This is a genomic window from Bradyrhizobium sp. YCK136, from assembly GCF_044570075.1.
Taxonomy (GTDB): domain Bacteria; phylum Pseudomonadota; class Alphaproteobacteria; order Rhizobiales; family Xanthobacteraceae; genus Bradyrhizobium; species Bradyrhizobium diazoefficiens.
In genome coordinates this window covers 1,755,290-1,779,054 of the sequence record NZ_CP172424.1, presented here as the reverse complement: position 1 = coordinate 1,779,054, position 23,765 = coordinate 1,755,290, and the positions used below count along the sequence as shown (strand labels likewise).

The window sequence follows — 23,765 nt, the reverse complement described above, 5'->3', positions numbered from 1 at the left end:
AATGAGCAGACGGCGCGACAGCCGCGGCGCGGCTACGGCTTCCATTGCGGAGGAGATCGCGCATTTGCGCGATCTCGACCTCAAGGGACTACGGGCGCGATGGCGGAGCGTCTTTCGCAAAGAAGCGCCCGCCCACCTGCCACGGCATCTCGCGTTTGCGATCCTAGCTTATCAACTCCAAGCCGACCGCCTAGGCGATCTCGATCCCGAGATCCGGAAAGTTCTGGATCGTACCGGGGCGTCGCAACCGGGCGCCTCAATCGCCACGCAGCTGGCAGGCCTGGACCAGAAGCGCACAGTGCTGACGCCTGGCACTGTCCTCGTGCGGGAGTGGGACCGCAGGCCGCAGCGGGTGATGGTGATGGCGGACGGGTTTACTTGGAACGGGCAGACTTATGACAGCCTGTCGAAGGTCGCGTTCGCCATCACCGGCACCAAATGGAACGGGCCGCGCTTCTTTGGCTTGCGGGACAAAACACCTTCGACGGTGGAGGCCCGGCCGTGAACGCGGGCTTACGCAAGGCGGTCCGCTGTGCGATCTATACGCGCGTCTCGACCGAGCATGGGCTCGACCAGGAGTTCAACTCCTTGGATGCCCAGCACGAGGCGGCATCCGCCTATATCAAGAGCCAGGCTCATGCCGGCTGGACGCAGATCCGATCACGCTACGACGACGGCGGCTACTCGGGTGGATCGACCGACCGTCCCAATCTGCAGAAATTGCTTGATGACGTCCGCGCGCACAAGATCGACGTCATCGTCGTTTACAAGGTCGATCGCCTGACGCGGTCGTTGGCCGACTTCGCCAAGCTTGTGGAATTGTTCGATGCCCACGCGGTGTCGTTTGTCTCGGTAACCCAGCAGTTCAACACCACGACCTCGATGGGCCGATTGACGCTCAACGTGCTGTTGTCCTTTGCCCAGTTCGAGCGCGAGGTCACCTCGGAGCGGATTCGAGACAAGATTGCCGCCTCCAAGCGGAAGGGGCTGTGGGTTGGCGGCCCGCTGCCGCTCGGCTACGAGATGAAGGACGGCAAGGTCATCGTCGTTGAGGAGGAAGCCGAACGGGTCAGGTTTATCTTCAAACGCTATCGCGAGCTCAGCGGCGTCAACGCGCTGGTTCGGGATCTCAGGCAGCGGGATATCCGGACCAAGACCAGGCCGCTCGCCACCGGTGCCACCAGGGGCGGCATTCCGCTTGGGCGCGGGACGCTGTTCTACCTCCTGAGGAACCGCTTCTACATCGGGGAAGTCAAATACAAGGGCGAGATCCTGCCGGGGGAGCAGCCGCCGATCATGGACCGCGTCACGTTCGATGCCGTCCAGCAGAAGCTGACCGATCAATGGTCGACCCGCTCGGCGATACGCAACGCTTCCGATCCTTTGCTGGCCGGCCTGTTATTCGACGATGCCGGCTACCGCATGGTGTCAACCCACGCGACCAAGGCTAGCATCCGCTATCGCTACTATGTCTCGTCGCCGCATCTTCATGGCGAATCCAAGTCGGCAACGCTCGGATCGGTCTCCCGCGTTCCAGCGGCCAATATTGAAGAGCTTGTGGTCAAATCGCTAAAGGAACATCGGTCCACAGAAAATGGGGCCTTCGCACCCGATGTTGCGCGCGCCTCTGATCGCCAAACAATTCTCGAATGGGTCGAGCGCATCGATGTCTACCGCGATCGACTGCTAGTGCGGCTCAAATCCGATCATCCAGCAGACCTTGCCGACGCCAGCTCCCGCGATGGGCATCATCTCTCGATCCCATGGCAGAAGCCGCCATCCAAAAGGCCGCGACAGATCCTGCTGCCGCACGGCGTCTCTCGCAATGCAGTGCGGCCGGAACGCGCCGAGCGCCGCGCCCGGCTTGTGGCCGCGATTGCGCGTGGCCGGCGCTGGCTCGCCGAAATTGTCTCCGGTTCAATCACCGGCGTCGACCAGATCGCGTCGCGTGAACGCTGCAGCGTCCGTCAGGTCAACATGACGATCTCGCTCGCCTTCCTCGCCCCGGATCTGGTCAAGGCCGCCGTCGAGGGTCGCATGCCCCGCGGCATCGGTGTGGAACGGCTGCGCGAGGCGCCCGCGGAGTGGCGCCGGCAGTTCGAAGTGCTCGGACTCAATCCGCAATAACCGCCGCGGAATCAGAAATCGGCATCCGAGTCCGACCGGCCGCCTCTATCCCACTCCAAACCCGCCGGGAACGGAATTTCTTGGTGCAGAGACCAGAGGCCGGATATCGCCCTGCGACGGGCGAGCTACGCGACAGAGACCGGAATTCCGGAACCTGTCCCTCGGAAAGCTAACAGAAACGCGCTTTTCGTCCGGTCAAAGACGTCCGCTTCGACGAAGATAGAATGGTTGAGACTATCTGGACCAAACTGCATGCTCCCCACGCAGTCATCGAACCAGTCTTTGAAACTCGGGCCAGGAACGGAATTTTTTGCTGCGGAGACAGGCTGGCGAAATGGGCTCATTCGGCTCGATTGCAGGAGCAGAGACTGTGCTAGCCAGAGATTTCGGCAGACATGTCTTTGAAATTGCGGCGCTACTGCGAGCGTCCCACTCTCTATACAACTACAGAGAGTGGGTGGTGGGCACGACAGGGATCGAACCTGTGACCCCTACCATGTCAAGGTAGTGCTCTCCCGCTGAGCTACGTGCCCTAGAGGTCATTTCATCGGTGGGGTCCCTATAACGGCTCAGGGGACCCGGCGCAAGGACGGAAGGAGGCCGATTTAGGCCGCCAGCATCTTGTTCACTTCGCTGACCAATTCGCGCAGATGCACGGGCTTGGACAGCACCTTGGCGTTCTTGGGGGCGTCCGAATCCGAGTTCAGGGCGACCGCGGCGAAGCCGGTGATGAACATGATCTTGATGTCGGGGTCGAGTTCCGAGGCCCGGCGGGCGAGCTCGATCCCGTCCATCTCCGGCATCACGATGTCGGTCAGCAGCATCTCGAACGGCTCTTCGCGGAGCCGCTGGTAGGCGGCCATGCCGTTGTCATGGGACGAGACCTGAAAACCGGCGTTTTCCAGCGCCTTGACCAGGAAACGGCGCATGTCGTTGTCGTCTTCGGCGAGCAGGATCTTTGGCATGGCAGGAAACGTCGAATCCCCAGAGGATATCAGCAGAGGTCACTAAGCCCGACAGAGGGTAAATTTGGGGTGAAAATCTTTACCCTGGACGGATCGCGCTGCCGGCTCCTTGTGAACCGGAATGCGGATCGAATCAATCGAAGCCGACCGGACGATCCCCGCCTCGCTGCCTGCACGGTTAAGACATGTTCCAGCGCAGATCACATCTTTTCGCTTGGCAGAATGGTTGCGATTCCGGACAATGACGACACATAAGAGCCGCTCGACCGGCCGAATCAATCCGTTCAAGCCTTTGCCGGGCCTTACAGGATCCCGCGGGGCCGGATCTTGTGGCGTGAAGGGACGAAGCCTGGGAATAAGGGACGAAGCCTGAGAAGATGACCCGGTTTGACGGCGAGATGTCGCCAGCATTCGAGATCGTCGAGCCCGCCGAATGGCGCGCGCCGGTTATCTTCAACTCGCCCCATTCCGGCTCGACCTATCCGGACGAATTCCTCAGCGCCTCCAGGATCGACCTGCCGACGCTGCGGCGGTCGGAAGATTCCTTCATGGACGAGCTGATCGGCCATCTCAGCGCCCGCGGCTTTCCGACCGTGCGGGTTAACTTTCCCCGCTCCTATGTCGACGTCAACCGCGAGCCCTACGAGCTCGACCCCCGCATGTTCACCGGCCGGCTGCCGAGCTTTGCCAATACCCGCTCGATGCGGGTCGCCGGCGGCCTCGGCACCATCCCGCGCGTGGTCGGCGATGGCCAGGAGATCTATCGCGACCGTATCCTGGTCGACGATGCGTTGGCGCGGATCGAGACGCTCTACAAGCCCTATCACCGCGCGCTGCGCCGGCTGATCAACAAGGTGCACCAGATGTTCGGCACGGTGGTGCTGGTCGACTGCCACTCGATGCCCTCGGTCGGCGTCAGCAGGGACGAGCCGCGCCGGCCCGACATCGTGATCGGCGACCGTTACGGTACGAGCTGCACGCCGCTCTTGCCCGACCGGGTCGAGGAGACCATGGGCGGGCTCGGCTATTCGATCGGCCGCAACAAGCCCTATGCCGGCGGCTTCATCACCGAGCATTACGGCAACCCGGCGAGCGGGCTTCACGCGGTGCAGCTCGAGCTCAACCGCGCGATCTACATGGACGAGCGTCGGCGCGAGCGCAGTCCGCGCTTTGCGCAAGTGGCAACCGACTTCGGCGTGCTCGCCGACGTGCTGGCGGCCACGATCCCGTTCGGCGATCTCGGACCGTTCCAGGCCGCGGCGGAATAGGCGGCAAGCCTGCGACGCGCGACCACGTCGCGGATCAGGGACCAGACACAGCTGCGAGCGTATCGGACGCCGGATCTTCACTTCGCGTTTTCGCACAGCCGAAGTGAAACAGGCGACCCAAAGAAAAAAGGGCCGCTCGCGAATGACGCAAGCGGCCCAAGTCTAGGGAGGAAACGCCCAAGGAGGGCAGCGGTAACGCAGAGCGCTACCGCACCGCAACAATATGCGGCCGCGCCGCACAAAGTGCAAGGGCTTTTGAGCCATTTCCCATGCAAAACACACATGGCTCTGTTGCTTCCAGAGAAACCCAGATTCAGTTCCTTTGATAAGGAAATTCAATGGGTTGATAGTCATTTGCATACGAACAAGGCATGTTCGGAACTAAGTTTTCAACCCAATGATCGATATTTGGCCAGGAGATGGCTCGGATGAGGCAACCGGCATCGGCATCCAAAATACCAGGGTGCAAATCAAGACAGCGCTGCACGCGAGAGGCGAATTGAGATAGGCAGATGCGAGCTTCACCCGACTTTCGTTTTGAGGATGCGCCGTGACGGTGATCGACTTCTCAGCCTTCATCGGAGGGCTCGCCACCGCCTCCGGCGAAACCATCCTGCCGTTCTTCCGCACCTCGCTGTCGATCGACGACAAGAGCAAGACCAAGGATTTCGATCCGGTGACCGAAGCCGACCGCGCCGCGGAGGCGGTGATGCGGCGGCTGATCAAGGCCAATTTCCCCCAGCACGGCATCGTCGGCGAGGAATTCGGCAATGAGCGCGAGGACGCCGACTATGTCTGGGTGCTCGATCCCATCGACGGCACGAAGTCCTTCATCGGCGGGTTCCCGATCTGGGGCACGCTGATCGCGCTGCTGCACAAGGGCGCGCCGGTGTTCGGCATGATGCACCAGCCCTTCATCGGCGAGCGTTTTTCCGGCGACAACGGCTCGGCCAACTATAAAGGCCCCTCCGGCGAGCGTCGGCTCCAGGTCCGCCGCTGCGCTTCGCTGTCGGAGGCGACGACCTACACCACGAGCCCGCTGCTCATGAACGAGCGCGACCGCGCCATTTTCGGCCGTATCGAGAAGGGCGCGCGGCTGTCGCGCTATGGCGGCGACTGCTACTCCTATTGCATGCTGGCGGCCGGCCACGTCGATCTCGTGGTCGAGACCGAGCTGAAGCCCTACGACATCGCGGCCCTGATCCCGATCGTGACCGGCGCCGGCGGCGTCGTCACCACCTGGGAAGGCAAGCCGGCCCAGGGCGGCGGCCGCATCATCGCGGCGGGCGATGCCAGGGTTCACGAAGAAGCAATGAAACTGCTCAACGGATAGCCGCCCCAAGAGGCTTGTATGAAAAACTGGCGTAAGCTCTTCCTCGCAAGCCTGCTTCTGTTTCCCGCCCTCGCCTCCGCCCAGAATTTTCCGGCCAAGCCGATCAAGCTGATCGTGCCGTTCCCGGCCGGCGGCCCCAACGACATCATCGCGCGCGTGATCGGCCAGCGCATGTCCGAGCTCTCGGGCCAGCCGGTGCTGATCGACAATCGCGGCGGCCAAGGCGGCGTGCTCGGCACCGACGCGGTCTCGAAGGCCGCGCCCGACGGCTACACCATCGCGATCTCCTCAGCCGGCGCGCTCGCGATCAGCCCGAGCATGGAGCGGGTCGCCTACGACGCATTGTCCGACCTCACGCCGGTGACGCTGGTTGCAACCGTGCCGGAAATGCTTGTCGTCGCCACCAACGTGCCCGCCAAGGACATCGGCGAATTGATCGCGCTGGCCAAGGCGCAGCCCGGAAAGCTCAACTTCGCCTCCTCCGGCCCCGGCAGCCTGCCGCACCTCGCCGGCGAATTGTTCAAGCTGACCGCGAAGATCGACATCGTGCACGTGCCCTATCGCGGCGCCGCACCCGCGGTGAAGACCTGCTGGGCCAGCAGGTGCAGATGACGTTCCTCGATCTTCCGGTGCTGCTGCCGCAGGTCAAGGCGGGCGCCTTACGGCCGATCGCGGTCGGTTCAGTCGAGCGTGCACCGACCGCGCCCGAGGTGCCGACGACGGCGGAAGCGGGCTTTCCTGATCTGCGCATCGAGAACTGGTACGGCATGGTCGCGCCCAAGGGCACGCCGAAGGAGATCGTCGCAGCGCTGCATGGCCTGGCGACGAAGGCGATGGCGGATCCGGCCGTGAAAGAAAAGCTCGCCGCGCAAGGCGCGACGCTGATCGGCGACGAGCCGGAGCATTTTCGCCAATTCATCGCGGACGAGACCAGGAAGTGGACGAAGGTGATCAAGGACGCCGGGGTGGAGACGGCGAAGTGAACAACGGTTTGAGTCGTGACGCCGCCACGAGGTAGGTGCGTTCCCTCCCCCCTTGCGGGGGAGGGCAATCGCATATGGATTTCACGAGGATTTTCCGCGGGCTTGCTCCGCCTCTCCCGCTTGCGGGAGAGGCCGACGCGCTCGCAGAGCGCGGCGGGTGAGGGCTCTCGCCACGCAGGGATGTCATCCGCAATCCCCAACAATCCCGACGCGGAGACACCCCCACCCCAACCCTCCCCCGCAAGCGGGAGAGGGAGCCCAGTGCCGATGCCGCCGCATCGTGCACACCATATGCGATAGCCCTGCCCGCAGGGGGGAGGGAGCGCAGTTGAGGTCGCGGCCGCGCCGCAGGCTCACATCACCGCCACCCTCACACCGCCTCGGCCCGCAAATGCTCCACCAGCATCTTGGCCGGGCGCGGCAGCGTCTTGAAGCTTCGCGCGCAGATCACGAGTTTGCGGTTGGCGAAGGCATCGCGCAGGCGGACCATGGCGAGCGGCATCAGCTTGGCGCAGCGGCGGGCAGCGGCTTCGGGCACCAGGGCGACGCCGACATCGGCGGCGACCATCTGGCAGATCGCATCGAAGTCGCGCAGGCGCGCGCGGTAATGCGGCCGCATGCCAAGCCGGGCCGCGTGTTTCGACATATGAACCTGGAGCGCGGTGGCGCTGGTGAGCCCGACGAACTCGCACGCGCCCGCCTCCTGAAAATCGATCTGGCGGCGGCCGGCGAACGGGCCGCGCCGTGACGTCACCAACGTCAGGTGATCCTCGCTGAAGACGAAGCGCTCGATATGGTCGGGCAGCGCGTGCTCCGCGGCGAAGCCGAGGTCGGCGGCACCGGCGGTGATCGCCGCCGCGATGTCGGTGCTCTCGCGCTCCTCGATGTCGATGGCGACGTCGCGATGCTCGCGCAGGAAGCCGGCCAGCGCCTTCGTCAGATGCTCCGACAGGCCGGAGGTGTTGGCGAGAAAATGCACGCTGGCGCGCACGCCGCTGGCAAAGCCGGCGAGATCGCCGCGCATGGCGTCGATCTGGTGAATGACGAGACGGGCATGATCGAGCAGGCTCTCGCCGGCCGCGGTCAACTCAACGCCGCGGCGGCCGCGCTTGAGCAGCGCGACGCCGAGCGCATCCTCCAGCCCCTTGATGCGCGCGCTGGCCGAGGCCAGCGCCAGATGCGACCGCTCCGCGCCGCGGGTGATGCTGCGCTGGTCGGCGACTGCGATGAACAGCTGGAGATCGACGAGATCGAAACGCATTTGGTCTCCTCCAAGCAAGCCTTCGTCCATAGCGAAGGCTGTCTCCGTAACCTCCAGATTGTGCCCGGGCGCGGCTTCGGTCAATGTGCAGGTCATGATCGACCCTTTCCTCATTGTCATCGCCGCCGTCTTCCTGGTCGCCGGATTCGTCAAGGGCGTGGTCGGGCTCGGCCTGCCGACCGTCTCCATGGGCCTGCTCGCGGTGAGCATGGCCCCGAGCCGCGCGATCGCCATCGTCATCGTGCCCGCCATCATCACCAACATTTGGCAGACTTTCGTCGGACCGTACTTGCGCGACATCCTCAGGCGGCTGTGGCCGCTGATGATCGGCACCGTGATCGGCTGCTGGCTCAATGCCGGCGCGCTGACCGGCCCGCATGCGCGCTACGGCACGATCGTGCTCGGCGCCCTGCTCGTGATCTACGCGGTGATAGGCCTGAACAAATTCCAGTTCCGCGTCGCGCCGCAGAACGAGAAATGGGTTGGTGGCGTGGTCGGCGTGGTCACCGGCGTGATCTCCGCCTCGACCGGCGTGCAGGTGATCCCCTCGATGCCGTTCATGCAGGCGATCGGCATGGAGAAGGACGAGCTGGTGCAGGCACTCGGCGTGTTCTTCACGACCGCGACGCTGGCGCTCGCCTTCAACCTCACCGCCGGCGGATTGCTGACGCCGGCCAATGCGGTGCCGGGCGCCGTGGGCCTCCCCATGGCCTTTGCCGGCATGCTCATCGGCCAGTCGGTGCGGGCGCGGATGCCGGCGGAGGCGTTTCGCCGCTGGTTCCTGATCGCGATGATCCTGCTCGGCCTTTATCTGGCTGGCAGCGCGCTTCTGAAGGAATTCGCCTGAGAAGAGGCTCACGCCTTCGGCGCGTAGCCCGGCACCCATTTATCGTATTGAGGCAGATCGTCCTGGATCGTCCACCACGGCGCGCGCGACGAGGTGAAGACGTGGAGGCGGGGCCTGACGTCAGGATCGTCATCGAGCAGGCCGGCGGGAATGCTGACGGTCGGCAAATAACTCGCCTTGCCCGGCGTCAGGCAGCCGCAGGTCTTGCAGCGATGGCGAAAACTGCCCGGCGCGGACTCGTAAGCCACCGTCATGTCCTCGCCCGCGACAAAGCGAAACTTGTCGGCTTCAACATGGGCATAGGTGGCGAATGCCGCGCCGGTCAGCTTGCGGCAATTGACGCAATGACAATGCGTCAGCGTGCGAACCTCGTCGATCTCGAAACGCACGGCGCCGCACAGACAGCTTCCACGAATCATCGAAACCTCCCGCGCGCGGCCTCTATCGGGCCGATTGCATGCCACACCAGTCATTCGTTCGAACGAGTTACCGCGTCTCCAGCATGGCGACGCGGACGCCGAGATAGATGAACAGGCCGCCGAGCGCGCGGTTGACCCAGGCGATCGCGCCCTCGGAGGCCCGCAGGCGGTGCGCGGCCTTTGCCGCGAACGCCGCCAGCACCAGGCACCACAGCGTTCCCGTGCAGATGAAAATCAGGCCGAGGGTCAGGAAGGCGAGCGGCTTGTGCGGTGAATCGGCTGCGACGAATTGCGGCAGGAAGGCCAGGAAGAACAGCGCGACCTTGGGATTGAGCGCGTTGGTGAAGACGCCCTGGAGGAACACCCGCCGCAGCGAGCTCCGCGCCGGCTCGTCGGTCGCCGATGCCAGCGACGGGCGCGACCACAGCATCTGAAGTCCGGTGACGACCAGATAGGCCGCGCCAACCAGCTTCAGGATCGAGAAGGCGGTGGATGAGGCCATCAGCAGGGCAGAAAGGCCGATTGCCGCGCCAGCGACGTGGAAAAAGCAGCCGCAACTGATGCCCAAGGCGGCGGCGGCCCCGCCCCGCCAGCCCATCTGCATGCTGCGGCCGATGACGTAGACGGAGTCCGGTCCCGGCGTGATGTTGAGCAGCACGCCTGACAGGATGAAGAGCCAGATTTCGTGAATGCCCAGCATGTGAGATGCCCCCAGCCGCCCCGTCCGTCTCAAGGGATCGGGCTTAGTCGGTTCGGCCGCCGCCGTCTACCGCCGGGACTGCGTAGGATTTACCTTGAATTTGCAATGCGGATCATACTTTCCCGCGGCCTTATCTGCTCTATAAAGGCAGGGTTCTTGAAATGCGGGATTCGAGGCGACTGCCACGCCGTGGCCAGTCCTCCATCCTTTGGAGCTCCGAGAATATGGAAAGACGTCTGGCTGCCATTGTTTGCGCCGATGTCGCCGGCTATTCGCGCATGATGGGCAGCGACGAGGCTGGCACCCATGCCGCCTTCAAGGCGCATCGCAGCGCGATTCACCCCATCATCCTCAATCACGGCGGCCGCGTCGTGAAGAACACCGGCGACGGCTTCCTGCTGGAGTTCCCCTCGATCGTCGGCGCCACCGAGGCCGCGATCGCGATGCAGACGCTGATGGCGGAGCGCAACCACCATCTGCCGGCGGACCGCGCCATGCAGTTCAGGCTCGGCATCCACATGGGCGACGTCATCGCCGACGAGGACGAGGTGTTCGGTGACGATGTCAACATTGCCGTCCGCCTGGAATCGGTGGCGAGCCCCGGCGGCTTCGCCATCTCGGCCAAGGCCTACAGCGAGGCGAACAAGCATCTCACCGTGCCGCTGGTCGATGGCGGCAACCATCGCTTCAAGAACATCAAGGATGCGGTCGGGGTCTGGACCTGGAAGCCCGAGGGCGCACGGGCGATCGCCCCCGAGCTGAGGGAGGCCTCCGCGCTCTCGCAGCAGTATCGCACCGCGATCGTCGGCGTGCTGCCCTTCGCCAATCTCAGCGACGCCCAGGACGAATACTTCTCCGACGGCCTGACCGAGGATCTGATCCACGCGCTGTCGCTGCAATCCTTCTATCGGGTGCTGAGCCGCAACTCGACCTTCGCCTTCAAGGGCAAGAACACGAGCACCCGGCTGATCGCGCGCGAGATCGACGCCACCTATCTGATCCAGGGCTCGGTGCGGCGCGCCGGAGCCAAGATCCGCGTCACCGCGGAGCTGATCGCGCCGGAGACCGGCGAGCAGCTCTGGACCGGGCGCTACGACCGCGACATCGGCGACTTCTTCGCGATGCAGGACGAGATCACCACCAACCTGTCCGCCGCCATCGCCACCGAGATCGTCCGCGCGGAGGCCTCGGCGCCCGCGCGGCTCTCGACCGACGTGACCGCGTGGGACCGTTTCCTCAAGGGGCTGTCGCATTACTACCGGCAGACCAAGGAGGACCTGGCCGCCGCCGTCGACCTGTTCCGGGAGGCCATCGCGGTCGATCCCAAGCTGTCGATCGCGCACGCCTACCTCGCCACGATCCAGATCCAGAGCATCCAGTTCGGCTGGGTCAAGGGCACGCGGGAGATGTGGGCCGAGGCGATGAACCTCGCCGAAACCAGCGTCCGGCTCGACCCGCGCTCCTCCTTCGCGTTCTCGATCCTGTCCTGGGCCCATGCGATGGAAGGGCATTACGAGGCCGCGATGGACGCCGCCAAGCGCGCGGTCGCACTCAACCCCTACGACAACGGCGCGCGCGGCGTGCTCGGCATCTGCCATTTCGTGATCGGCGAGCACCGCGAGGCGATCGAGCTGTTTTCGATGGCCGCGCAGCGCGACAACAGCGACCCGCGCTACCAATGGGCCGCACTGAACGCGTTCAGCCATTATCTGTTGGGGCAGTATGACGCGACCCTGTCGTGGGCCCGCGAGCAGCTCTACATCAACCCGAACCACATGCAGGCGCTGGCGATCCGAGCCGCAGCGCTGGCGCAATTGGGGCGGACCGGCGAGGCCGTCGAGGCGACCCGCGTGCTCATGGGCAACTACCCGACCCTGAATGTCGACCGCCATTTGCGCAATTTCCACTGGAAGCGGCCCGAGGACCTCGCTCATTACCGCGAGGGGCTTCTGAAGGCGGGCGTGCCGCTCGGCAAGCTGACGCTGGTCCAGAGCGACGTCAAACGCGCCGCCGAGTCCTGACAGGCGGACTGCGGCCGCGCGACGATCTCACGTCCGCTCTTGTTGACAGCACAGTGAATTCAGCCACACTTTGTCACACGCTGAAGTAGTATAGTCGGCGGCGGCCGCGCTGGCTGTTTGTTAGGACTTTCCGCGCTTGATCGGCGCGTCTGATTTTCACGATTCGCCGTTTTCAGGAATTGGGCCATGCATCACCCCGCCTCGAAGCCCCCCTTCGACCCCTCGATCGGGGTCTCGCCGAACAATCCCTGTCCATTCCTGCGCGGCCTCGTCGGCGAAGGCTTCGTCGACGGCGGGACCGTCCCGCTCAACACGCTGTCGCAGACCATCGCGAATGCGAGCGGCGAGACGGGGCTGATGAAGAGCTGGGCCCGGATCCAGGTCCGCGGCGTTGCGCTCATCGCCAACGGATTTAGCCACATCCTGAAAAGCATCCGGTCGGGCCCGCAGCTCGACGAACTGCGCGGTGGCCCTCTGGACAAGCGCGGCGCCGGCTCGCGCGTCCTCGGCGTCGACGGCAAGGTCAACGAGGACGAGATCGCGCGGCTCCAGAGCTTCGGCCGGACCTACACCGATCCGGACACCGGCAGCAGCGAGCCCGGCCTCAACGCTGCGGAAATCAAGACCTTCATGCGCGAGAACCTCAAGCGCGCAGGCAGCGCCGTGCGCTGGTACTACCCCGTGCTGATGCAGTTCGAATGGCCCGTCCTGCTGAAGATCATGGGCAAGGGCACGGGTAAGGAGGATCGCTATCTCAGCGTCGCCGACGTGCGCACGCTGCTGAACGCGCGCCAATTCCCCGACCGCATCAACCAGCGGATTTTATCGCAGTCGCTGCTGTCATCCTGCGCGCTCAGGTTTCGCTGGGCTCTCGGGATCATAGCGTTCCTGTTCGCGACGGCTCTTGTCGCGCTCGTGGCGGTCGCCGAATTCCCCGACCAGGTCCGCGCCATGCTGCCCCAGAAGGGAGTCCTCGCACAGCTGCTGCCGCCGCCCTTGCCAAAACTCCCGGAGACGACGGCGGCCTTCTGGCTCGAGCAGAACTGGTCGCTGGAGGACCGGCACTGGTTCCACCACACCAGCCAGGGCACCGCGACCTTTCCGGTTCCCTACACCTGGTTCATGGCGCTGGAGCAGCCGCGTCTTCGCCTGTTCTCACGCCCCGGCATGGTGAAGGACAGCGCCTATCTCGAGCGCTTCGGCTTCATCCAGAGCCCGCAATCCATCAAGACCGACGCAACCACGCTGCGGAGCTTCGGCTACGCCAATGTCTACGACACGACGCAGCCGAAGAGCCTGTCGACCGATTGGTCGCAGGTCGAGAATGTCGACGGCCTGCCGGTCGGCTTCGCGCGGATGACGGGCGTCGTCGATCCCGCGACCGGCCGCCGCGAGGAAGACAAGATCGGGCTGACCTGCGCCGCCTGCCACACCGGGCACGTGCGCTACAAGGGCGTGGACGTGCGCTTCGACGGCGGCCCGGCCATGACCGACCTGAAGAAGCTCGAGAGCGTGACCGGGCTCTCGATCGCCTACACGCTCTACGTGCCGTTCCGCTTCAAGCGGTTCGCCGACCGCGTACTCGGCCCCGATGCGAGCGACGCCGACCGCAATGCGCTCAAGCAGAGCCTCAAGGCGACCCTCACATTCCTGCTCGACTGGCAAAAGGGTTACGACAAGACGATCGCCGGCAAGAAGACCTGGGACGGCAAGCAGCAAAAGGACACGGAAGAAGGCTTCGGCCGTCTCGATGCGCTCAATCGCATCGGCAACCAGGTGTTCTCCCAGGATTTCGCGCTGAGCGGGGTCAAGGGATTCGAGAAGAACCTGCATGCCCAGGACGCGCCGGTCAGCTTCCCTCCGATCTGGACCGTGCCGTGGCTCAAATTCGCGCAGTACGATGCCTCGATCGAGCAGCCGCTGATCCGCAATGCCGGCGAGGCGCTCGGCGTGACGGCGCTGCTCAACCTGTCCGACGCCTATCCCAAGGACAGGCTCTACCGGTCCTCGGCCGATGTCACCAACCTGCACTGGATCGAGAGTCTGCTGGCGGGCCCCAATCCCTACGCGCAGAAGAAGCTCGGCGGACTGACCTCGCCGAGATGGCCTTCGCAGATTCTCGGCGACGACTGGAAGATCAATCCGGACCGCGTCAAGAGCGGCCGCAAGCTCTACGCAAAGATCTGCGTGGAGTGCCACCTCGGTCCCGTCAACGATCCCGAGTTCGACAAGGAGTTTCCGCAGGAGAGCGTGTGGTCGTCGTCGCGCTGGGAGCGCATCGGCGACGAGATGGTGCTCAACCCGATCCAGAAGAGCGTCACGGGCATGGGGACGGATTCCGCCCAGGCCAGAGTCCTGGAGAAGCGGACGGTCTCGGTGCCGGGCTTCCTCGATCTGAATCCGACACGCATCCTCGGCGACCAATGGAAATGCACCAACCTGCCGGAGACGACCTCGACCGAAATGCCCTATTCGGTTGGGCTGATGGCGATCGTCGACATCGTCAGCCGCAAGGCGATGAATGACGCTCAAATCCCGCCCGACGCGCAGAAGCGCTGGTGGGGCGCCCGCGCCAATTGTCCCAATCCCGGGCCGCAGCCGCCGGATCCCAAGGAGCCCGGTCCCTGGTATCGCGCGCGCCCGCTGAACGGGGTGTGGGCCACCGCGCCCTATCTCCACAACGGCTCAGTGCCCTCGCTGGACTGGATGCTGCGGCCTGCTGCCGAGCGACCCAAGAAATTCTGCATGGGCCAGCGCGCCTACGATCCGAAGCTGGTCGGCTTCGCCGTCGTCGAGGGCGAGCGCTGCAAGACCGGAGAAACGCAGTTCTCGACCACCTGGCCCGACGGTACCGAGATCAACGGCAACAGCAATCTCGGCCATTCGTTCGAGGGCAAGGGGCCGCCGCACAAGGACGGCGTCGTCGGCCGCCTGCTGGAAGAAGAAGAGCGCAAGGACCTGATCGAGTATCTGAAGACGCTGTAGCGCGGTCCTTTCACCTCTCCCCGCATCCGCCTTCGCTGAAGCTTCAGCGGGCAAGAGCGGGGCGAGGGAACGCACCGTCACTGCCGCTCACTTGAACAGCGGCGTGCCCGGCACGAAGGCGTCGAAGGCGGCCCAGAACTGGGAGCGGTAGCGGTCCTGCTCCTGGAGGATCTCGTGCTTCGAGCCGGCGATCACGAGATGGGAGCCGGCGCGCAAATGGTAGGCGAACTCCTCGATCGCGGCGGTCGAAACCACGGTGTCGCTGGAGGCCGCCAGCATCAGGATCGGCTGGCGGATCTCGGAGGGGTAGTTCATGCCCTTGAAGGTGTGCATGGCGCGGAAGGCGCTATCGGCCCAGGCGACCGTCGGTGACGCCAGCCCGAGCGTCGGATCCTCCTCCAGGATCGCGGCGTTGCGCGCATAACGCACGGGATCGCTGGTCAGGGGATTGTTGATGAAGGGATCGAGCCCGGTGATGCGGTCGCTGCCGCCGGGAACATAGCGGCCGCCCATCCCCATCAGGCGCATCGTCTTCAGAAGCGCCCGCGACGGAAACGAGGTGGTGCGGCCTGGCAGGTCGATCATCGGCGCCGACAGCACCATGCGGTCGAACCAGCGCTTGCCCGCATGCGCAACGCGCAGCAACACCGTACCGCCCATGGAGTGGGCGAGCGCGAAGAAGGGCGGCGGGCAATCCGGCAGCACCACCTGCTGCACGAAGGTCTCGACGTCGATTTCGAAATCGGCGAAGTCGCGCACATAGCCCTTGCGCGGATCGCGCAGGCGGCGCGAGGAGTGGCCCTGCCCGCGCCAGTCGATCATCGCCACCGCAAAGCCGCGGTCGCGCAGGTCGCGCACGGTCTCGAAATATTTCTCGATCTGCTCGCTGCGTCCGGTGAAGACGCAGACCGTGCCCTTGCGGTTCGCCGGCGGCGCCCAGCGCGCAAAGCGCAGCTCGGCGCCATCGGGTGTCTTGATGGTGCCGCTGACGACGTCTTCGGGAACGGGATTGGACGGAATCGAGATCAGCGTCATTGGGCGAGAAATGCTGAAAATCAAGGGCGGGAGCGCCGAAAAGGCGCAAGTTGCCGCCCTCTTGAACGCCGTTCCCTTGAACCCATATCACCATGGTGCAGGCCGCTACCAGTGTTTCGGAACCGGAACATCAGGCTGCACACAGACTAAAGCCCGGCCCGATTGGCGGGCGGGTTACCAAACAGTCGCTCAATGGAGGACTTGACCATGCGTACCTACGATCTCACCCCCTTCTATCGTTCCACCGTCGGCTTCGACCGTCTCTTCAACCTGCTCGACCAGGCCGGTTCGGACGGCAGCCCCGGTTATCCCCCCTACAACATCGAGCGCACCGGCGAGAACGCCTACCGCATCACCGTTGCGGTCTCGGGCTTTGCCAAGGATGAGCTCTCCATCGTCGCGAAGGAAAACACGCTGACGATCAAGGGCGAGAAAGTCGCAAACGAGAACTCGAAGTCCGAAGTGATTTACCGCGGCATCGCCGCGCGTGCCTTCGAGCGCGCCTTCCAGCTTGCCGATTTCGTGCAGGTGAAGGACGCCTCGCTCGAGAACGGGCTGCTTCACGTCGATCTCGTCCGCGAGATTCCCGAAGCCAAGAAGCCGCGCCAGATCGCGATCAACGCCGGCGCGCCCAAGGCGCAGGTGATCGAGAACTCGGCCGCGCAAGTCGCCGCGTAAAACACGCACGCCACTTCCAGGTTGCAAAAACGCCCCGGTGCCCCGGGGCGTTTTTTTCGTTTGCACCGCATCACAGACTGGTGAGCCTCGTAACAGCGCGGCCTCTCCCTCCGTCCTTTGGGCATCGAACCCAAAACAAGACGGAGAACGATCATGACACTTTGGCGCAGCCTTTTCGTCGCCGCGAGCCTGCTGGCGGCTCCCCTCAGCCTCGCTCACGCACAGAGCCCGCAAGCCGTGAAGGCCAAGAACGTCGTGCTGGTGCACGGCGCCTGGGCCGACGGATCGAGCTGGTCCGAGGTGATCCCGATCCTCCAGGCCGCCGGCCTTCACGTGACTGCCGTGCAGAATCCGCTGTCGTCGCTTGCGGACTCGGTCGAGGCGACCAAGCGCGCTCTGGCCGAGCAGGACGGGCCGACCGTGCTGGTCGCGCATTCCTGGGGCGGCACCGTGATCAGCCAGGTCGGCACCGACCCGAAGGTCACCGGCCTCGTCTATGTCGCCGCACGCGCGCCCGATGCGAACGAGGATTTCGTCGCGCTGTCGAAGCAATTCCCGACCGGCCCGGTGCGCGCCGGCATCATCGAGCGCGACGGCTACACAAAACTCTCGGAAGACGCCTTCCTGAAATATTTCGCCAATGGCGTGAAGCCGGAACGGGCCAAGGAGCTCTATGCCGTGCAGTGGCCGACCGCGGCCTCGATCTTCGCCGGCCGCACCACAGAAGCTGCATGGCACGCCAAGCCGAGCTGGTACGCGGTGTCGAAGAACGACGACACCATCAATCCGGATTTCGAGCGCTTCCTCGCCAAGCGCATGAACGCAACGACGGTCGAGCTCGATGCCGGCCACCTCTCGCTGGTGTCGCATCCGAAGGACGTGGCGAACCTGATCCTGGAAGCTGCGGGGTATCCGCGGAGCTGAGAGGCGATTGCCTGTGATGCAAAAGGCGCCTGAAATCTCAGGCGCCTTTTGTTTTGCTCCAATGTCGTGAGCGCCGTCGCGCCAAACGAACTGCGCGCTAATCCAGTCCCTGCGCGGCCGGCATGTCCTGTGTCGGCAGAATCGTCGCGGCGGGCTTCGCCTGACCCACTGTCGGCGCAGCGGCCTGCGGCGCGGCCTCGGCGGGCTTGGCCTGCACGGCGGCGGTCTGCTGCACGGGCTGTGCCTGCGGTGCTTGAGCTTGCGGCGCCTGGGCCTGCTGTTCCGCAGGCTCGGCTGGCTTCACGGCCGCGACCGGCGTCTCGCCGCGCTGCGGAGCCGCCTTGGGCAGCGGCACGGTGCGCCTCGCGACATGCGGGATCGAGGCCGGCGGGCGCGGCGGGCCGCTGCGGACCACGGTCGGCGGCGGCAGCGCGCTTTGCGGGCCGTAGGGCGCGACCGTGGGCTGCTCATAGGCCGGTGCCATGCCGTAGGCATCGGCGGCGGGCATGAAGCGGATGATCCGGCCGTCGCGGGCGTCGATCACGAGCCGGCCGTCGTCGCCGCGGCGGTCGATCACCGAGATGGTGTAGACGCTGCCGCGCAGCCGTGGGATGCCGAGCGGCGAGAAGCCGTTGTCGCGCAGCACCGCATAGACCTCGGTGGCCGGCAGCAGCGCCGCGCCGCGTTCCTCGTAGCCATAGCCATAGCCGTATCGCGGCGGCGGAGGCGGCGCGGCGTCCGGCGGCGCATAGGGCGCGTCGAAATCCGACACGGCGATCGTGGCCCCTCCCGCAATACCGTTCGCTGGAACTTGCGCTTGAGCCGTGCTTGCGGCCAGCGCCAGCGCGGCGGCGGCCACACATCCTGTGAAAAACTTCATGGTCGAGACGCTCCTGTCAGACCCCGGACGGGGCGCGCTCTTTCGCTTCTCGCGGCGTGGCGCGCCTTCCGAAGGGGCGATCCGAAGCTTCATTTGCGATTTCGGCGTCCACAGGGCCGGATCAGGGCGCGTTTGCTTTCAAAACCGGGGCTGCGCAACTTTCGGAAAGCGATTGATTGACAGATCGGGAATCGGGACTTTCGCGCGCTTGTGTGATAGACAAAAATTTGGCAAGGTGATGGTTAGGACAGGAAAGCTGTCTCAATTTTGCTTGCGGTTCCGGCATAGGGATTGCAACGAAAGTCGGTGCTTCCGAGCACCAAGAAGGCAACAGGCAAAGCCGTTCACGGGGACGTAGAACGCCTTGGCCTGAATTTAAGAAAATGCGGCTCGCAGCGGACGAGCGGTGACCCAGAGGCGGGTGCCGCGGAACGCCCAAGGTGCGCCGAAGATGGCGGTGAGACAGCTTGCCGCATGGAGAGGACGAAGACATGAACGGGTCGCAATTCGAGCGCGCAAACATCGTGGCAGAAGAACTGTCGGCGACGGTCGCCTCGAAAACGACCGATCCGATTCAGGAACACAATTCGCGCCCGCCCGCCGAAGGCCTCTACGATCCGAGCCTGGAAAAGGATTCCTGCGGCGTCGGCTTCATCGCCAACATCAAGGGCAAGAAGTCGCACAAGATCGTCTCGGACGCGCTGAGCATCCTCTGCAACCTCGAGCATCGCGGCGCTGTCGGCGCCGATCCGCGCGCCGGTGACGGTGCCGGCATCCTGGTGCAGATCCCGCACGCCTTCTTCAGCCGCAAGGCCAAGGAGCTCGGCTTCACGCTGCCGCAGCCCGGCGAATACGCCATCGGCGCGCTGTTCATGCCGCGCGACACCGCCTGGCGCAACGTCATCAAGAGCATCATCGCCGACCAGATCAAGGAAGAGGGCCTGACCCTGCTCGGCTGGCGCGACGTGCCGACCGACAACTCCTCGCTCGGCGTCACCGTGAAGCCGACCGAGCCCGCCTGCATGCAGGTGATCATCGGCCGCAACGGCACCGCCAAGACCGAGGACGATTTCGAGCGCCGGCTCTACATCCTGCGCAAGTCGATCTCGCAGGCGATCTACCAGCGCCGCGACCGCGGCCTTGCGGGCTACTACCCCTGCTCGATGTCCTGCCGCACGGTGATCTACAAGGGCATGTTCCTCGCCGACCAGCTCGGCAAGTACTATCCCGACCTGCACGAGGCGGACTTCGAGAGCGCGCTGGCGCTGGTGCATCAGCGCTTCTCGACCAACACCTTCCCGGCCTGGTCGCTGGCGCATCCCTACCGCATGATCGCGCATAACGGCGAGATCAACACGCTGCGCGGCAACACCAACTGGATGGCGGCGCGCCAGGCTTCGGTGAGCTCGGAGCTTTACGGCAAGGACATCAACCGGCTCTGGCCGATCTCCTACGAAGGCCAGTCCGACACCGCCTGCTTCGACAACGCGCTCGAATTCCTGGTGCAGGGCGGCTACTCGCTGCCGCACGCCGTCATGATGATGATCCCGGAGGCGTGGGCCGGCAATCCGCTGATGGATGAGAAGCGCCGCGCCTTCTACGAATATCACGCCGCGCTGATGGAGCCGTGGGACGGCCCCGCCGCGATCGCCTTCACCGACGGCCGCCAGATCGGCGCCACGCTGGACCGCAACGGGTTGCGGCCGGCGCGCTATCTCGTGACCAAGGACGACCGCATCGTGATGGCGTCCGAGATGGGCGTGCTGACGATCCCCGAGGACCAGATCATCACCAAGTGGCGGCTCCAGCCCGGCAAGATGCTGCTGGTCGACCTCGAGCAGGGCCGCCTGATCCCCGACGACGAGATCAAGGCCGAGCTCGCCAAGAGCCATCCCTACAAGGAGTGGCTGGAGCGGACCCAGATCGTGCTGGAAGAGCTGCCGAAGGTTCCGACCACCGGCGTGCGCTCCAACCTGTCGCTGCTCGATCGCCAGCAGGCGTTCGGCTACAGCCAGGAAGACATCACCATCCTGATGACGCCGATGGCGGCGACGGGCGAGGAAGCCGCGGGCTCGATGGGCAACGACACGCCGATCTCGGCGCTGTCGGACAAGGCCAAGCCGCTGTTCACCTACTTCAAGCAGAACTTCGCGCAGGTCACCAACCCGCCGATCGACCCGATCCGCGAAGAGCTGGTGATGAGCCTCGTCTCGATCATCGGACCGCGGCCGAACCTGTTCGACCTGCAGGGCATGGCCACCACCAAGCGCCTCGAAGTGCGCCAGCCGATCCTGACCGACGCGGATCTCGAGAAGATCCGCTCGATCACCGACGTGGCCGACACCCACTTCAAGTCGCGCACGCTGGACACCACCTTCCACGCCGGGCTCGGCGCAGCCGGCATGGACCAGGTGCTGGACGAGCTCTGCGCGCGCGCCGAAAGCGCGGTGCGCGAGGGCGTCAACATCATCATCCTGTCCGACCGCATGGTCGGCACCGACCGGGTCCCGATCCCGGCACTGCTGGCCTGCGCTGCCGTGCATCATCATCTGATCCGCGTCGGACTGCGCACCTCGGTCGGCCTTGTCGTCGAATCCGGTGAGCCGCGCGAAGTGCATCACTTCGCCTGCCTTGCCGGCTACGGCGCCGAAGCGATCAATCCCTACCTCGCGTTCGAGACCATCATCGCGATGAAGGACCGCCTGCCCGGCTCGCTCGACGACTACGAGATCGTCAAGCGCTACATCAAGTCGATCGGCAAGGGTCTTTTGAAGGTGATGTCCAAGATGGGCATCTCGACCTACCAGTCCTATTGCGGCGCGCAGATCTTCGACGCGGTCGGCCTCAAGGCGGACTTTGTCGGAAAGTTCTTCGCCGGCACGCATACCCGCGTCGAAGGCGTGGGTCTGGCCGAGATCGCGGAAGAAGCCGTGCGCCGCCATGCCGACGCGTTCGGCGAGGCGCTGGTCTACAAGACCTCGCTCGACGTCGGCGGCGAATATGCCTATCGCAGCCGCGGCGAGGACCATGCCTGGACCGCCGAGTCGGTCGGGCTACTTCAGCACGCCGCGCGCGGCAATTCGCTGGAGCGCTATCGCGCCTTCGCCAAGATCCTCAATGAACAGTCCGAGCGCCTGCTGACGCTGCGCGGCCTGTTCCGGATAAAGAGCGCGGAGGAAGAGAAGCGCAAGCCGGTGCCGCTCGACCAGGTCGAGCCGGCCAAGGACATCGTCAAGCGTTTTGCCACGGGTGCGATGAGCTTCGGCTCGATCTCGCGCGAGGCGCACACCACGCTCGCGATCGCCATGAACCGGATCGGCGGCAAGTCGAACACCGGTGAAGGCGGCGAGGAAGCCGACCGCTTCAAGCCGCTGCCGAACGGCGATTCCATGCGCTCGGCGATCAAGCAGGTTGCCTCGGGCCGCTTCGGCGTCACCACGGAGTATCTCGTCAACTCCGACATGATGCAGATCAAGATGGCGCAGGGTGCCAAGCCCGGCGAAGGCGGCCAGCTGCCCGGCCACAAGGTCGACGCGACCATCGCCAAGGTCCGGCACTCGACGCCGGGCGTCGGCCTGATCTCGCCGCCGCCGCATCACGACATCTACTCGATCGAGGATCTGGCGCAGCTCATCTACGACCTCAAGAACGTCAACCCGACGGGCGACGTCTCGGTCAAGCTCGTCTCCGAGATCGGCGTCGGCACGGTCGCCGCGGGCGTCGCCAAGGCGCGCGCCGACCATGTCACCATCGCGGGCTTCGAGGGCGGCACCGGTGCATCGCCCCTGACCTCGATCAAGCACGCCGGCTCACCGTGGGAGATCGGCCTTGCCGAAACCCACCAGACGCTGGTGCGCGAGCGGCTGCGCAGCCGCATCGTGGTCCAGGTCGATGGCGGCTTCCGCACCGGCCGTGACGTCGTGATCGGCGCGCTGCTCGGCGCCGACGAGTTCGGTTTCGCCACCGCGCCGCTGATCGCGGCCGGCTGCATCATGATGCGCAAGTGCCATCTCAACACCTGCCCGGTCGGCGTCGCGACCCAGGACCCCGTCCTGCGCAAGCGCTTCACCGGCCAGCCCGAGCACGTGATCAACTACTTCTTCTTCGTTGCGGAAGAGGTCCGCGAGATCATGGCGTCGCTCGGCTTCCGCACCTTCAACGAGATGATCGGCCAGGTTCAGCTGCTCGACCAGACCAAGCTGGTCGCGCACTGGAAGGCCAAGGGGCTCGACTTCTCCAAGCTGTTCGTCAAGCAGAAGGAAGAGAAGGGCCAGAAGATCTATCACTCCGAGCGCCAGAACCATCATCTGGAAGCTGTGCTCGACCGCACGCTGATCGAGCAGGCGACGCCCGCGCTCGATCGCGGCGCGCCGGTGAAGATCGACGCTACGATCAACAGCACCAATCGTTCCGCCGGCGCCATGCTGTCGGGCGCGGTCGCCAAGATCTACGGCCATGCCGGCCTGCCGCATGACACCATCCATGTCAGCCTCAAGGGCACTGCCGGCCAGGCCTTCGGCGCGTGGCTCGCCCATGGCGTCACCTTCGAGCTCGAGGGTGAAGGCAACGACTATGTCGGCAAGGGCCTCTCGGGCGGCAAGATCATCGTCAAGCCGCCGAAGAACTCCGCGATCGTGCCGGAAGAAAGCATCATCGTCGGCAACACCGTGATGTACGGCGCGATCCAGGGCGAGTGCTACTTCCGCGGCATCGCCGGCGAACGCTTCGCCGTGCGCAACTCGGGCGCGATCGCCGTGGTCGAGGGCGCGGGCGATCATTGCTGCGAATACATGACCGGCGGCATCGTGGTCGTGCTCGGCAAGACCGGGCGCAACTTCGCGGCCGGCATGTCGGGCGGCATCGCCTACGTGCTCGACGAGACCGGCGACTTCGACAAGCTGTGCAACCTCAGCATGGTCGAACTCGAACCGGTCCTGTCGGAGGAGCTGATCAACGCCGGCACCTACAATCACACCGGTGACCTCGAGGCGCATGGCCGGGTCGACGTGTTCAAGGGCCTACTCGACTCCGACGTCGAGCGGCTGCACGTCCTGATCACGCGCCATGCGAAAGCGACCGGCTCCAAGCGCGCCGCCGACATCCTTGCCAATTGGAAGGACTGGCTGCCAAAATTCCGCAAGGTGATGCCGGTCGAGTACCGGCGTGCGCTGCGCGAAATGGCGGCCAACGCGGACGCCGAGCCGAAGATCGCGATCGGGGCGTAATTCTCAACTCGCGTCATTCCGGGGCGCGCAAAGCGCGAACCCGGAATCTCGCAAAGCAACCTCCAGGTTCCGGGTCTGCGCGCGGCGCGCGCATCCCGGAACGACGGCAAACAA

At 64.9% G+C, this 23,765-nt stretch carries 16 protein-coding genes, 1 tRNA gene and 1 pseudogene; 11 read left to right on the top strand and 7 right to left on the bottom strand.

The features are described 5' to 3' along the window. Position 1 precedes the first annotated feature (1 nt). Positions 2–505 (top strand): DUF2924 domain-containing protein, encoded by a 504-nt coding sequence (locus tag ACFLEY_RS08390; RefSeq protein ID WP_211434363.1) that lies wholly within the window; start codon positions 2–4, stop codon positions 503–505. Further along, positions 502–2,127 carry a recombinase family protein gene (locus ACFLEY_RS08385; protein WP_309142162.1) on the top strand — a complete coding sequence of 542 codons (1,626 nt, stop codon included), beginning with the start codon at positions 502–504 and terminating at the stop codon, positions 2,125–2,127. The genes ACFLEY_RS08390 and ACFLEY_RS08385 overlap by 4 nt, the downstream gene beginning before the upstream one ends. 458 nt (positions 2,128–2,585) lie before the next feature. On the opposite strand, the gene ACFLEY_RS08380 is transcribed toward ACFLEY_RS08385, so the two are convergent. Both ACFLEY_RS08380 and cpdR read right to left on the bottom strand, forming a co-directional pair. Next, positions 2,586–2,660 (bottom strand) — tRNA-Val (locus ACFLEY_RS08380). Between the two features lie 72 nt (positions 2,661–2,732). Continuing rightward, positions 2,733–3,092 (bottom strand): cell cycle two-component system response regulator CpdR, encoded by a 360-nt coding sequence (cpdR, locus tag ACFLEY_RS08375; protein ID WP_007597092.1) that lies wholly within the window; start codon positions 3,090–3,092, stop codon positions 2,733–2,735. 377 nt (positions 3,093–3,469) lie between these two features. Between cpdR and ACFLEY_RS08370 the strand changes: the two genes are divergently transcribed. From ACFLEY_RS08370 to ACFLEY_RS08360, 3 genes and pseudogenes are all read left to right on the top strand, one after another. Then, entirely contained in the window at positions 3,470–4,360 is an 891-nt protein-coding gene (locus ACFLEY_RS08370; RefSeq protein WP_011090455.1) for an N-formylglutamate amidohydrolase, read from the top strand. 550 nt (positions 4,361–4,910) lie between these two features. Beyond that, positions 4,911–5,693: a histidinol-phosphatase gene (hisN, locus tag ACFLEY_RS08365; protein WP_011090456.1), complete on the top strand. Its 783-nt coding sequence runs from the start codon at positions 4,911–4,913 to the stop codon at positions 5,691–5,693. Between the two features lie 18 nt (positions 5,694–5,711). Beyond that, positions 5,712–6,676: pseudogene (locus ACFLEY_RS08360) on the top strand (Bug family tripartite tricarboxylate transporter substrate binding protein). 370 nt (positions 6,677–7,046) lie between these two features. Here the strand turns inward: ACFLEY_RS08360 and ACFLEY_RS08355 are convergent. Next, positions 7,047–7,937, bottom strand: a complete 891-nt coding sequence (locus ACFLEY_RS08355) for a LysR substrate-binding domain-containing protein (protein WP_060908830.1) — start codon at positions 7,935–7,937, stop codon at positions 7,047–7,049. 94 nt (positions 7,938–8,031) lie between these two features. Between ACFLEY_RS08355 and ACFLEY_RS08350 the strand changes: the two genes are divergently transcribed. Next, a complete protein-coding gene (locus ACFLEY_RS08350; RefSeq protein WP_060908831.1) occupies positions 8,032–8,784 on the top strand; it encodes a sulfite exporter TauE/SafE family protein in 753 nt (250 codons plus the stop codon). An 8-nt stretch (positions 8,785–8,792) separates the two neighbouring features. Here ACFLEY_RS08350 and ACFLEY_RS08345 read toward each other — a convergent pair whose 3' ends face one another. Both ACFLEY_RS08345 and ACFLEY_RS08340 read right to left on the bottom strand, forming a co-directional pair. Beyond that, positions 8,793–9,203: a GFA family protein gene (locus tag ACFLEY_RS08345; protein WP_028173868.1), complete on the bottom strand. Its 411-nt coding sequence runs from the start codon at positions 9,201–9,203 to the stop codon at positions 8,793–8,795. A gap of 67 nt (positions 9,204–9,270) precedes the next feature. Further along, positions 9,271–9,903 carry a LysE family translocator gene (locus ACFLEY_RS08340; protein WP_060908832.1) on the bottom strand — a complete coding sequence of 211 codons (633 nt, stop codon included), beginning with the start codon at positions 9,901–9,903 and terminating at the stop codon, positions 9,271–9,273. A 224-nt stretch (positions 9,904–10,127) separates the two neighbouring features. Here ACFLEY_RS08340 and ACFLEY_RS08335 point away from each other — a divergent pair, with 224 nt between their 5' ends. Together ACFLEY_RS08335 and ACFLEY_RS08330 are read left to right on the top strand one after the other, a co-directional pair. Further along, on the top strand, positions 10,128–11,924 hold the full coding sequence (locus ACFLEY_RS08335; protein ID WP_028173866.1) for an adenylate/guanylate cyclase domain-containing protein: 1,797 nt from the start codon (positions 10,128–10,130) through the stop codon (positions 11,922–11,924). A 186-nt stretch (positions 11,925–12,110) separates the two neighbouring features. Further along, positions 12,111–14,909, top strand: a complete 2,799-nt coding sequence (locus tag ACFLEY_RS08330; RefSeq protein WP_396604594.1) for a di-heme-cytochrome C peroxidase — start codon at positions 12,111–12,113, stop codon at positions 14,907–14,909. Positions 14,910–14,996: 87 nt separating this feature from the next. Here the strand turns inward: ACFLEY_RS08330 and ACFLEY_RS08325 are convergent, their stop codons facing one another. Beyond that, entirely contained in the window at positions 14,997–15,944 is a 948-nt protein-coding gene (locus ACFLEY_RS08325; protein WP_011090464.1) for an alpha/beta fold hydrolase, read from the bottom strand. A 207-nt stretch (positions 15,945–16,151) separates the two neighbouring features. Between ACFLEY_RS08325 and ACFLEY_RS08320 the strand changes: the two genes are divergently transcribed. Then, on the top strand, positions 16,152–16,622 hold the full coding sequence (locus ACFLEY_RS08320) for an Hsp20 family protein (protein ID WP_028173863.1): 471 nt from the start codon (positions 16,152–16,154) through the stop codon (positions 16,620–16,622). 153 nt (positions 16,623–16,775) lie between these two features. Further along, positions 16,776–17,546: an alpha/beta fold hydrolase gene (locus ACFLEY_RS08315; RefSeq protein WP_060908834.1), complete on the top strand. Its 771-nt coding sequence runs from the start codon at positions 16,776–16,778 to the stop codon at positions 17,544–17,546. Positions 17,547–17,643: 97 nt separating this feature from the next. Here the strand turns inward: ACFLEY_RS08315 and ACFLEY_RS08310 are convergent, their stop codons facing one another. Further along, positions 17,644–18,426, bottom strand: a complete 783-nt coding sequence (locus tag ACFLEY_RS08310; RefSeq protein WP_060908835.1) for a hypothetical protein — start codon at positions 18,424–18,426, stop codon at positions 17,644–17,646. A 491-nt stretch (positions 18,427–18,917) separates the two neighbouring features. On the opposite strand from ACFLEY_RS08310, the gene gltB reads away from it, so the two are divergent. Beyond that, entirely contained in the window at positions 18,918–23,651 is a 4,734-nt protein-coding gene (gltB, locus tag ACFLEY_RS08305; protein ID WP_060908836.1) for a glutamate synthase large subunit, read from the top strand. Positions 23,652–23,765: the final 114 nt, after the last annotated feature.